The organism is Furfurilactobacillus siliginis, from assembly GCF_001437435.1.
Classification (GTDB): domain Bacteria; phylum Bacillota; class Bacilli; order Lactobacillales; family Lactobacillaceae; genus Furfurilactobacillus; species Furfurilactobacillus siliginis.
Window position 1 is genome coordinate 23,247 of the sequence record NZ_JQCB01000003.1, and the last position, 12,265, is coordinate 35,511.

Here is a 12,265-nt window from a genome sequence, read left to right on the forward strand (position 1 = left end):
TCTGCCACCTAGGGAAAAAGCCAGAATTGTGTTAAGATAATTGACGTCTAAGAACGTTGAACGGAAAGTTAGGAGAAACATGAAGGTACTTGCCTTAGATACATCAAACCAACCAATGAGCGTCGCTTTACTCGATGATCAGCAGGTGGTGGCGCAGAAAACAACAACGACACAACTGAATCACAGCGTGCAGTTGATGCCAACTGTGGTGCAGCTGATGGCTGACGTCGACTGGCAACCAGCAATGTTGGATCGAATCGTGGTCGCACAAGGACCAGGATCATATACTGGCTTGCGGATTGCGGTCACCACTGCTAAAACATTGGCAGCGACATTAAACATTGAATTGGTCGGTGTATCAAGCTTACGGGTGCTAGCGGCTGGCGCGACGGAATCAACAGGGATTATTAGTCCATTGTTTGACGCACGTAACACGCAACTTTATGCTGGGGCATACCGGTTTGAAAATGGTGAGTTAGTCACCGTTTTACCTGATCAGCATACAAACCTAGAAGCCTGGACCAAAGCTTTAGCACAACTCAAAGAACCAGTCACGTTGGTTGGCGAAACCACACGTTTTCACGATGATCTAGTGGCTGCTTTAAAGGATCAGGTTAGCTTTGTTGAAGGTGACTTGAATCTGCCTAACGCTGGCATCTTGGGACAAATTGGCCTCAAGATGGCACCAATTACTGATATTGATGGCTTCGTGCCAAATTATTTGCGGTTATCACCTGCAGAAGCGCAGTGGGCCGCTGCACACCCGGGAGAGACACACACTAACTATGTGGAAGAAGTATAAGACAGCCTTAACAAAATGGTACCGTCAGCGCTTTGCAAGCGATGTACGGCAACAGCAAGTCGAAGATTTGGACATTAAGAATCACCGATTGATGATTCGCGACACCCAGTATTTTTTAGGACGCGCACAATTTCCTGATATTCCAGAAATTGTTGCGGTTGAACGTGCTGTTTATGATGGTAAAACGCCTTGGGATGCCCAATCGTTTGCAAATGAACTGAAACGTAAGCAAGACCGTTTATATTTGGTCATTCGCAAAAACGATCAGTTAATCGCGTTTGCTGGCTGTTCATTTGACCTGATGCGAAAAGAGGCACATATCACTAACATCGCCGTATTGCCGGATTGGCAAGGGGACGGACTTGGTGAATTTCTCATGCGCGCGTTGGTCCGAAAAGCCCGGCATATGGGGATGAATAAGGTGACGCTAGAGGTACGGATGAGTAATGCTCGTGCACAGAAGCTTTATCAAAAACTGGGCTTCCGGCAAACAGGCATTAAACGTGGCTACTATTTTGGTGATCATGAGGATGCAATGGACATGGCGATGCCGTTGTTGAGTGCTGATGAAGTTAACAAATAGCCAGTGCGAACCGCTACCTGCTGAGAAAACCGCACAGCATGCGCAGTTAGTTGGACATTTGGCTGATTTAGCCTATCCTACGGGTTCGCCTTGGTCCAAACAGACGATTCAAAGCGATATGCAGCTATCAACCAGTCAGTATTGGCTAGTCAAGGTAGCCAGCGAACCGGTTGGTTTTTTAAGCGGAACATTTCTTTTGGATCAGGCTGAATTAACTAATCTCGGAGTCGTTCCGGATTGGCAACATCAAGGACTCGCAAAGCTGTTATTGAAGACGTGGCTGGAAAGGTTGCCAATAAACACGACGGTGACGTTAGAGGTGCGCCAGCACAATCACGCGGCGTATCATTTATATATATCATTAGGTTTTGTTGAAATAGCAAAACGGACGGCCTATTATGACCGCCCAGTTGAAGATGCATTGATTATGCAGATGACGACATAAGGAGAGAACTGTGGCACAAGAACGGGAATTGATTTTAGCGTTTGAAACAAGTTGTGATGAGACAAGTGTCGCAGTTGTGGAAAATGGTAACCGGATCTTAAGTAATTTCGTTGCAACTCAAATCAAGAGCCACCAGCGCTTCGGTGGGGTTGTCCCAGAAGTTGCCAGTCGGCACCACATTGAGGAAATTACGATTGGTATTCATAAGGCGCTAACTGAGGCAGATGTGACGGTTGCTGATTTAACGGCGGTTGCGGTCACGTATGGTCCGGGATTAGTTGGTTCATTATTGATTGGTGTGACTGCTGCCAAGACATTTGCCTTCGCGCATCAATTGCCTTTGATTCCGGTCAATCACATGGCCGGACACATTTACGCTGCCCATTACGTGGAACCCTTTTCGTTCCCGTTGCTGGCGTTATTGGTTTCCGGTGGTCATACGCAGATTGTGTTGATGACAGCTGCTGATCAGTTTGAAATCATCGGTGATACCCGTGATGATGCAGCTGGAGAGGCGTTTGACAAAGTTGGTCGCGTGCTAGGGATTAACTATCCGGCAGGCAAGGAAATTGATCGGCTAGCCCATGAAGGTCATGACGTTTACGATTTTCCACGAGCAATGATTCATGAAGCTAATTACGACTTTAGTTTCAGTGGCTTGAAGAGTGCGTTTATTAATAAGGTGCATAATGCTGAGCAGCGACAAGAAACGCTTAATCGGGCTGATCTAGCTGCAAGTTTTCAAGCGAGCGTGGTTGATGTGCTGGTTGCGAAAGTTAGCGCAGCTTTGGAAAAGTATCCCGTGCAGCAATTGGTTCTTGCCGGTGGCGTCGCTGCGAACCATGGCCTACGTGATGCGCTAAAAGAAACATTGGCAACGCGGTACCCTCAGACACGACTTGTCGCAGCACCATTACCATTGTGTGGTGATAATGCGGCCATGATTGGGGCGGCTGCGCATGTTGAATTGGCCGACAAGCATTTTGCCAAGATGGATTTAAATGCTGATCCTAGTTTGGAATTTGCTTGGCAGGCATAAATTTAGAATACAAAAGTGGTGTTTAGGACATGAGTTATCTTGTCCTAAACACCACTTTTGCATTTTTATGACTCTAATTGATGATCCAGATTGAACGTTTCCAGTGCTTCACTGGCGTTTGACCAATCTTCGGAAAGCTGGTCATTTTGAGCGGTTAGCGCATCGACTTCTTTTTGTAAGTCAGTTAGTTTACCAATGTCACTGGTGTTTTCTGGCAAATTCATCGCAGCGTTTGCGGCTGTTAGCTTTTGTTCAACTGCTTCAATTTGTTCCTCAAGCGTTGTCACCACTCGCTGATATTTACGCTGTTCACGAAGAACATCTTTGCTAGCCTGATAAGCAGTCACAGATGGTGAGTCAGTGACAGTTGTGGTAGCGTCGCTCACAGCTTGTTGTGCGTCCATGGCAGCTTGATAATCATCATAGTCACCATCAAAGTGGGTTGCGCCACTAGCATCGAGAGCGATAATTTCGGTTGCAACTTGGTTGATGAAATAGCGGTCATGCGAAACGAAGATAATCGTTCCTGTAAAAGCGTTCAGGGCCTCTTCAAGAACCTCGCGAGAATCGATGTCTAAGTGATTGGTGGGTTCATCTAAAACCAATACGTTATCGTAGTCGAGCGACAGTTTGGTTAAGGAAAGGCGGGCCCGTTCACCACCGCTGAGGGCGCTGACAGGCTTAGCGACGTCATCACCGGTGAATAGAAAACTGCCTAATAATGTACGCACATCGCGTTCTGGCAATTGGGGATGTTCATCCCAGACTTCATTTAAAACGGTCTTTTCGTCGTGTAAGACGGCTTGTTCTTGATCGTAGTAGCCGATAGTTACGTTGGCACCGATTTTAAATGTGCCAGCTAGTGGCGGCAATTGCCCTAATAGTGTCTTTAGCAAAGTTGATTTGCCGACACCGTTAGGCCCGATAATCCCGACTGCATGCTGTTTCACCACGTTAAAACTGATGTTGCGCGCTAGTGGTTGGCTTGTTTCATAACCGATCGCTAACTCATTAACGTTCAAGACTTCTTTACCGCTGGATTTTCCTGGCTGAAAACGAATGCGAATCGATTGATCATCATCTTGTGGTGCTTCGACACGATCCATTTTAGCCAGTTGCTTACGTCTGGCCTGGGCACGTTTGGTAGTGGAGGCGCGGACGATATTGCGATTCACGAAATCTTCTAGCGCATTGATTTGTGTTTGTTGTTTTTCAAAGGCGCGCTGTTCAGTTTTGATGCGGGTCGCTTTTTGTTCAAGAAAGGCTGAGTAGTTACCGTGGTAATGGGTGAGCGTTCGTTGATTCATGTCATACACATCTGTGACGACATGATCAAGAAAGTAACGGTCATGGGACACAATCAAGACAGCTCCGGGATAGCCTTTGAGATAAGCCTCTAACCAAGTCAGTGTTGCGATGTCTAAGTGATTGGTCGGTTCATCTAAAATAAGCAGGTCAGGTTGCTGGAGTAGTTCCTTAGCCAGTGCTAGCTGTGTCTTTTGACCACCGGAAAAACTCATGACATTGCGTTCATAAGCATCTGCTTCAAAGTGAAAAGCATGCAGTACACCACGAATGGTCGCTTGATAACCATAGCCGTTATTTTCTGTGAAGTCGTGTTGTAACTGGTCATAGTCATTTAACAAACGAACGTAAGCATCACTTTGATGATCTATCGATGGATCGGCAATTTGCTGTTCGAGTTGATGAAGTTGTTGTTCTTGTTTTTGTAGGTCGCTAAACACTGTCAGCATTTCATCCCAGACAGTGTTGCTAGAAGTTAATCCCGCATCTTGTGGCAAATAACTGACTGTAACGCTTTTGCCGGTGCTAATTGTGCCGTCATCTGGTTCCGTGATACCGGCAATCATTTTCAACAATGTGGATTTACCAGCACCGTTACGACCAACGAGCCCGACACGGCCGCGGTCACTCACCGTCATTGAAACTTGGTCGAATAATGTGTCGCCGCCAAAACGGCGGGCAACTTGATTCACTTGTAAAACGAGCATGCGTGATGCCTCCAAGAAAGGTTATTACGTTTATTTTAGCATGGTCCGCGAGTTTGACGAAACGTCGCCGAGGAAGTTCGTGAAGCAATTTTGTTATGACGTTGTGAGGACACAAACAAACTTGATATTTGTTCGTGTAGTCGGCTTCGCAAAGACTGGGTATATTGCCGATGAAAGGAATAATGAACAGTTGAGATACCCTATTTAGATTGTGAAATACCCAAAAGGAAGTATGAAATATGCTTCACAATACTAGCCCTTATGCTATAATTTACGTATAAATGATTTTCACAAGCATTTTAAAACTTAGAACCAGACAAAGGAGTGAACCGCCGTGGCTGAACAGCGAATTCCACGTGCGACAGCGAAAAGGCTGCCGATTTATTACCGTTATTTGAACATTCTTTTAGACGCAGATAAGACGCGCGTTTCTTCAACTGAGTTATCAGAGGCCGTTAAGGTTGACTCTGCGACGATTCGTCGGGATTTCTCTTACTTTGGTGCATTGGGTAAGCGTGGGTATGGATATGATGTACCTAAGCTGATTGAATTCTTTAAAAAGATTCTGAACCAAGACCAACTCACAAATGTGGCCTTGGTCGGGGTTGGTAATCTTGGGCATGCGTTGCTTAATTTTAATTTCCATCAAAATAGTAACGTCCGGATCAGTGCTGCGTTTGATGTGAACGATAACATCATCAACACAGTGCAAAGTGGTGTGCCAATTTACCCACTGACTGAAATGGAACAACAATTACAAGAACAACAAATTGCGATTGCAATTGTCACAGTGCCAGAAGATACAGCTCAAGAAGTCACAGATCAGTTGGTTAAGGCTGGTGTTCGCGGTATTTTGAACTTCACACCACGGCGGCTTTCCGTTCCTGAAAATGTGCGTGTTCAAAACGTCGATTTGACGAATGAACTCCAAACATTGATTTACTTTATCGATCATTACGGTGATCTGGTTAATACAACGCGCGCAGGTCAAAACTAGCACTTAGTGTGTCAGCTTGCGTGTCATCATATAGAATACAGCACAAAAATATTGTCGATGATCCAGTCTGGATAGACTCCTCACTAGGTTGACGGACCAATAATCAAAGTCTGTTTACCTAATGGGGATTTTTTGTGCCAAAAATACGGTTTTTAATTTATTCGGCAACATGCGTTAATGCAATAAATACAGTGCGTAACTAAACCAACGTTGATTGTAATCAGTCAACGACACAATTCTTGGAGGATTTTTCAGTGGGACATCAGTTATTAGCAGAATTCATGGGGACGGCTTTGATGATACTATTTGGGGTCGGCGTTCATTGTGACACCGTTTTAAATAAGACAAAGTACAATGGGTCTGGCCATTTATTTGCAATTTCAACTTGGGGCTTCGGCATCTCAGTAGCCCTGTTTATCTTTGGTAATGTTTGTATCAATCCAGCAATGGTATTAGCGCAATGTATGCTTGGTAACATTCCATGGATTCGCTTTATTCCATATACGTTAGCTGAATTGTTTGGTGGTACGGTTGGTGCCATTATCGTGTGGGTTATGTATAAGGATCATTTTGACGCCTCCGTTGGTAAAATCGATCCCGTGACCATTCGGAACATTTTTTCGACGTCACCTGGTGTGCGTAATTTACCACGGAACTTTTTCTCAGAATTTGTCGCTACTTTTGTCTTTATTACCGGTATTCTAGCGATTGCCGCAACCAAAGAAACTGCAGGTATCGATATTGGTGTGGGGATTTTGGTGTGGGCAGTTGGGATGGGCCTTGGTGGAACGACCGGTTTCGCGATGAACCTAGCGCGTGACATGGGTCCACGGATTGCACATGCTATTTTGCCAATTAAGAATAAGGCTGATAATGACTGGCAGTACGGATTGTTAGTGCCTGGGATCGCACCGTTCTTTGGTGCAGCGGCCGCCGCCTTATTTATGAAATCTTTTTGGGGCATGTAATCGATAAAGTTAATCAATGCGAGGTTGGGACAGTAGGCTTTATGTCGCAACCTCTTTTTTTATGGCCATAAAAACTTTTTGACTAACTTTGACCAAAATACTTGCATTCGAATTCAAGCATGGTTATCATTGATTCTGTTGTTAGCACTTAGATGATTCGAGTGCTAAAAAACGACTCAAAACGAACTTAATTGGAGGGATTAACGTGTTAAAACCATTAGGAGATCGCGTTATTTTACAAGCTTCTGAAGAAGAAGAGCAGACAGTTGGCGGCATTGTGCTTGCTAGCAATGCTCAAGAAAAGCCAACCACTGGGAAGGTTATCTCAGTTGGAACTGGCCGCGTATTAGACAACGGTAGCACGGTTGCACCATCCGTTAAGGAAGGCGACACTGTGATGTTTGACAAGTATGCCGGCACTCAAGTTTCATATGAAGGTAATGACTACCTAGTGCTTCATGAAAAAGACATCGTTGCAGTCGTTGACTAACAATTGTTAGTTGCTCTAAATGATTAACGTAAACGAAATTAATAAATATTAATTGAGGTGGAATTTAACATGGCTAAGGATTTAAAGTTTTCAGAAGACGCCCGCAGCGCAATGCTAGCTGGTGTTGATAAATTAGCAAACACTGTTAAAACAACGCTTGGACCTAAGGGTCGTAACGTTGTCTTGGAACAAAGCTACGGTTCACCAACCATTACAAACGATGGGGTAACCATTGCTAAGGCCGTTGAACTAAGTGACCATTTTGAAAATATGGGTGCTAAGTTAGTTGCTGAAGTTGCTTCAAAGACGAACGACATCGCAGGGGATGGTACAACAACCGCCACTGTATTAACACAATCTATTGTCAACGAAGGTATGAAGAACGTCACAGCCGGTGCTAACCCTGTTGGTATTCGTACTGGGATTGAAAAAGCAACGGCTGCTGCAGTTGATGCTTTACACAAGATGAGCCACGAAGTTAAGACAAAGTCCGATATCGCTCAGATTGCTTCAATTTCAGCCGCTGATCCAGAAGTTGGTAAGTTGATTGCTGACGCTATGGAAAAGGTTGGTAACGATGGTGTCATCACCATTGAAGAATCAAAGGGAATCGAAACGACTTCTGATGTTGTTGAAGGAATGCAATTTGACCGTGGTTACATGAGTCAATACATGGTTACCGACAACGACAAAATGGAAGCTGATTTGGACAATCCTTACATCTTAATCACTGACAAGAAGATTGCTAACATCCAAGATATCTTGCCATTACTACAATCAGTTGTTGAACAAGGCCGTGCTTTGTTGATCATCGCTGACGACATCACTGGTGAAGCTTTACCAACGCTTGTTTTGAACAAGATGCGGGGAACCTTTAACGTTGTTGCTGTTAAGGCACCTGGTTTTGGTGACCGTCGTAAAGCACAACTTGAAGATATCGCTGCTTTAACTGGTGGGACTGTTGTGACTGATGACCTTGGCTTAAACTTGAAGGACACAACTGTTGAACAGTTAGGTCAAGCAGGTAAGGTTACCATCACCAAAGACAACACAACTATTGTTGAAGGTGCAGGAGACAAGGCAGTTGTTGATGAACGCGTTGCGAACATCAAGGCTGAATTGGACGCAACGACTTCTGACTTTGACAAAGAAAAGTTACAAGAACGTTTGGCTAAGTTATCTGGTGGTGTTGCCCGGATCAACGTCGGAGCCGCTACTGAAACTGAATTAAAAGAACGCCGTTATCGGATTGAAGATGCTTTGAATGCAACGCGTGCCGCTGTTGAAGAAGGCTTCGTATCTGGTGGTGGTACTGCCTTAGTAAACGCTGTTGAAGCAGTTGCTGCTTTGAAAGAAGAAGGCGACGCCCAAACAGGGATTAACATCGTTCTACGTGCTTTGGAAGAACCTGTTCGTCAGATTGCTGAAAACGCTGGTAAAGAAGGCTCAGTAATCGTTGAAAAGCTCAAGTCACAAAAACCAGGTATTGGTTATAACGCCGCTGATGACACTTGGGTTGATATGGTTGAAGCTGGAATCGTGGATCCAACCAAGGTTACACGTTCAGCATTGCAAAACGCTGCTTCTGTTTCATCATTATTGTTGACGACTGAAGCTGTTGTTGCTGAAGAACCTAAGCAAGACAATGGTGCTGACGCTGCTGCAGCCGCACAAGCTGCACAAATGGGCGGCATGATGTAGTTTTAGATTCTGATCTTAAAAGGGTGTGAAGACGAATTCGTCTTCACACCCTTTTACTATTTGCGTTGAAAACACGGTCCAGTCAAGTCTTTGTGCAGACTACGAACTACCTACCGGGGTAGAAGCCCAACCCGTACGGCAGTTCTAGGTCCTGCTCACGACTTCCCGACTTTTAGACCGCTCTCTAGCTTTCCATCATACTCAACCATGCTGGGGCTGGTGACCAGGGGAATTTTTCTTTAACTTTCATGGCGACTGGATCAGTATTGTCTAATTCACCATAGATGGAGCGGATCTGTGTCCGTTTGAGTAACTGCAATTGAATTTGCAACAGGTCGATTACGTTTGTGGCGTCGTTGTTAATATCGGTCAGCCAACCGAAATCTAGACTGGTTGGCCCGCCTGGAAAGACGAAACTCAATGCGACGACACGGTTGGTTGATACCATCGCCAACGACCAATCTAATAAAACATGTTGGTTTTCGATCATCGCCGCCCATTCTTCGACACTGAGTTCGCGTGGTGGGTTACGTGTGTGTGTCAATTCATAATGATGTTGGAGAAGCTGAATGGCAGCCGTCTTTTTGTCGACGTCCTCCCACAAAAATCGCAAGGGGACGACGTTACTAGGTGCAATTGTCGCGGCTGTTGGCAGTTGGTCTAGCCACAGATCAGGCAACCATGTTTTACGAATTGTTTGAAATCCGTGACTTGCAAAGTAGTTTTGCTTATTTGTTTGCGGTTCCCACAGCATGGTCGCAAGTGGTCGAGTGATTGCTAATTGCGCTAGTTGTTGGCGTTCTCTCAATAAGAGTGCATCCATTGTGGCAGTGACTGGCACATGCTCCGGGCTTAAGATGATGCGAATTTGCTGGACAGTTGGGTGAAAACGATTTTGCCAGCTGGTAATAAATCCCGCCACGCGTTCATTTTCATCTACGACCGCAAAGGATAAATCTGGATTTGCTGCGGCAAAATATTTAAATTGATCATCTCGTTCGGCCGCGGCGTACATAATGACTAAATTGGTGTCGGCCTCTGTAAGTGGACGTACGGTAAGTGTCATGACAAAACCTCCCCGAGTGGCGTTCTTGAGGTCATTATAACCGTTAATTAGAACGTGAAGAAATATTTGGCGTTTATTTGGTGTTTGGCTTAATCTAGTGTAAGATGAGTAAGCTTGAAAGCTGCAGTTGATGAGTGGCTTTTTTTGCTGTTGTAGGCCGACCAATGGAAGCATTGGCTGACATATTATTGATAGTCTGTTAATGGCTAAAAAGGAGTTTCAATATGTGGCGCTATTTAAAGCGGTTGTTAATTGGTAAACCGCTAAAAACCCTGGATGAGGGTGGACAATCACTTACTAAGTTCAAGGCGTTGGCCTTATTATCATCTGATGCTTTGTCATCAGTGGCATATGGGACTGAACAGATTACGACTGTGCTGGTTACATTATCGGCCACAGCCATCTGGTTCTCACTGCCAATTGCCGGTATCGTGTTGATTCTGTTGCTTGCGATTACGTTATCGTATCAACAAATCATTCATGCGTATCCTTCCGGTGGGGGCGCTTATGTGGTTGCCACAAAGAACTGGGGACGCCCTGCCGGTTTAGTTGCTGGGGGATCATTGCTAGTTGATTACATGTTGACCGTGGCCGTATCTGTGACCTCTGGGACAGAAGCCATCACGTCAGCGATTCCGGCGTTATATCACCATCAAGTGGGGATTTCAATTGTCATCGTGCTGTTTGTCATGACACTGAACCTACGGGGGATGAGTGAATCGGCGAACTTCTTGACGATACCTGTGTACTTTTTCGTTGTGATGATTTCGTTAATGATCATCTTGGGAATTTACAACATTACAACTGGACAGATCACTTACCACGCCACATCTGCTATCGGCGCGCCGGTTAAAGGAATGACGGCGTTACTGTTTATTAAAGCGTTTAGTTCAGGGTCATCTTCATTGACTGGTGTTGAAGCGATCAGTAATGCCGTACCAAACTTCAAAAAGCCGAAGACGACAAATGCGGCGGGTACGTTGGCGATCATGGCAACAATCTTAGCCTTCTTCTTCGGTGGGATTACGTTTATCAACTATTGGTTAGGAATCACACCAATGGCAACACAAACGGTTCTGTCACAGATTGGTGTCGGTGTCTTCGGACATGGATTGCTGTACTACCTGTTACAGATTTCAACAGCCATGATTTTGGCCGTTGCAGCTAATACTGGATTCTCAGCGTTCCCAATCTTGGCCTTTAACTTGGCAAAAGATAAGAACTTACCACATGCTTACATGGATCGTGGGGATCGTCTTGGTTATTCCAATGGGATTATTACGCTGGCACTAGGCGCGATTGCATTGATTATCATTTTCAATGCCCAAACGACTTTGCTGATTCCACTCTATGCCGTTGGGGTTTTCGTACCGTTTGCCTTATCGCAATCTGGGATGATCATTCACTGGCGTCGCGAACGTGGTGGGTTTTGGCAAGGTAAAGCTGCAATCAACTTTGTGGGGGCCTTCATTTCCGCAGCCATTGCCATTTTCTTATTTGTGACACGGTTTGCGAATGTTTGGCCTTACCCAATCGTCATGGCGTTATTAATGTACATGTTCCATAAGATTCATGAACATTATAAGAAGATTGCTGAACAACTACGGGTGGCTGAAAACGTGGATACGGCGCCACATCATTATGATGGCGCAACGGTAATCGTGCTTGTTTCTAACGTTACCCGGGTGACCAAGCGGGCCATTGATTACGCAGAGTCCATTGGTGATTATGTAATTGCGATGCATGTTTCCTTTGATCAAAATCCGGGTAAAGAAAAGGAAATCGTGGATGAATTCAAACGCGATTTTCCAGCAGTACGGTTTGTAGACATTCATTCGTCCTATCGCTCTGTTTCTGGTCCGGTATTGCGATTCTGTGATGTCATTTCGAAGCGGGCGACTGAACGAAACTTCAGTACCACGGTATTAGTACCGCAGTTCGTACCTAAGCGACCTTGGCAAAACATTTTGCATAACCAAACCAGTTTGCGGTTACGATCAGTGCTGAATTCACGTGAAAACATTATCGTATCAACGTACAACTATCATTTAAAACAATAATTTCAGTGCAGTGAGTGGGACACAAGTCGAAGCAACGATTTGTGTCTCACTTTTTTTGTCGTTATTTTAATAAGCAGAGAAATATACTGTGCAGTTCTCAGC

General features: G+C 45.0%; 11 protein-coding genes. 9 read left to right on the forward strand and 2 right to left on the reverse strand.

Annotated features, from left to right (window positions below):
* Nucleotides 1-79 precede the first annotated feature (79 nt).
* The 4 genes from tsaB to tsaD are packed head-to-tail and all read left to right on the forward strand — an operon-like array spanning nucleotide 80 to nucleotide 2,869.
* The gene (tsaB, locus tag IV55_RS02790) at nucleotides 80-802 is read left to right on the forward strand and encodes a tRNA (adenosine(37)-N6)-threonylcarbamoyltransferase complex dimerization subunit type 1 TsaB (protein WP_057809147.1); all 723 of its coding nucleotides are present in this window, start codon (nucleotides 80-82) and stop codon (nucleotides 800-802) included.
* A complete protein-coding gene (rimI, locus tag IV55_RS02795) occupies nucleotides 786-1,385 on the forward strand; it encodes a ribosomal protein S18-alanine N-acetyltransferase (RefSeq protein WP_057809149.1) in 600 nt (199 codons plus the stop codon). The genes tsaB and rimI (IV55_RS02795) overlap by 17 nt, the downstream gene beginning before the upstream one ends.
* Nucleotides 1,369-1,830: a ribosomal protein S18-alanine N-acetyltransferase gene (gene rimI, locus IV55_RS02800; RefSeq protein WP_057809151.1), complete on the forward strand. Its 462-nt coding sequence runs from the start codon at nucleotides 1,369-1,371 to the stop codon at nucleotides 1,828-1,830. Before rimI (IV55_RS02795) ends, rimI (IV55_RS02800) begins: the two co-directional genes overlap by 17 nt.
* A gap of 10 nt (nucleotides 1,831-1,840) precedes the next feature.
* A complete protein-coding gene (gene tsaD / locus IV55_RS02805) occupies nucleotides 1,841-2,869 on the forward strand; it encodes a tRNA (adenosine(37)-N6)-threonylcarbamoyltransferase complex transferase subunit TsaD (protein WP_057809153.1) in 1,029 nt (342 codons plus the stop codon).
* Nucleotides 2,870-2,934: 65 nt separating this feature from the next.
* Here tsaD and IV55_RS02810 read toward each other — a convergent pair whose 3' ends face one another.
* Complete coding sequence (locus IV55_RS02810; RefSeq protein WP_057809155.1) at nucleotides 2,935-4,881, reverse strand: ABC-F family ATP-binding cassette domain-containing protein; 1,947 nt, start codon at nucleotides 4,879-4,881, stop codon at nucleotides 2,935-2,937.
* A 334-nt stretch (nucleotides 4,882-5,215) separates the two neighbouring features.
* Here IV55_RS02810 and IV55_RS02820 point away from each other — a divergent pair, with 334 nt between their 5' ends.
* The 4 genes from IV55_RS02820 (at nucleotide 5,216) to groL (ending at nucleotide 9,037) form a co-directional block, all read left to right on the forward strand.
* Nucleotides 5,216-5,878: a redox-sensing transcriptional repressor Rex gene (locus IV55_RS02820; RefSeq protein WP_057809159.1), complete on the forward strand. Its 663-nt coding sequence runs from the start codon at nucleotides 5,216-5,218 to the stop codon at nucleotides 5,876-5,878.
* 254 nt (nucleotides 5,879-6,132) lie between these two features.
* A complete protein-coding gene (gene larD / locus IV55_RS02825) occupies nucleotides 6,133-6,846 on the forward strand; it encodes a D/L-lactic acid transporter LarD (RefSeq protein ID WP_057809161.1) in 714 nt (237 codons plus the stop codon).
* Nucleotides 6,847-7,051: 205 nt separating this feature from the next.
* Complete coding sequence (groES, locus tag IV55_RS02830) at nucleotides 7,052-7,336, forward strand: co-chaperone GroES (RefSeq protein ID WP_057809163.1); 285 nt, start codon at nucleotides 7,052-7,054, stop codon at nucleotides 7,334-7,336.
* A 69-nt stretch (nucleotides 7,337-7,405) separates the two neighbouring features.
* Nucleotides 7,406-9,037: a chaperonin GroEL gene (gene groL / locus IV55_RS02835; RefSeq protein WP_057809165.1), complete on the forward strand. Its 1,632-nt coding sequence runs from the start codon at nucleotides 7,406-7,408 to the stop codon at nucleotides 9,035-9,037.
* Nucleotides 9,038-9,221: 184 nt separating this feature from the next.
* Here the strand turns inward: groL and IV55_RS02840 are convergent, their stop codons facing one another.
* Nucleotides 9,222-10,103 (reverse strand): hypothetical protein, encoded by an 882-nt coding sequence (locus IV55_RS02840; protein WP_057809167.1) that lies wholly within the window; start codon nucleotides 10,101-10,103, stop codon nucleotides 9,222-9,224.
* A gap of 224 nt (nucleotides 10,104-10,327) precedes the next feature.
* Here IV55_RS02840 and IV55_RS02845 point away from each other — a divergent pair, with 224 nt between their 5' ends.
* A complete protein-coding gene (locus tag IV55_RS02845) occupies nucleotides 10,328-12,163 on the forward strand; it encodes an APC family permease (RefSeq protein ID WP_057809169.1) in 1,836 nt (611 codons plus the stop codon).
* Nucleotides 12,164-12,265: the final 102 nt, after the last annotated feature.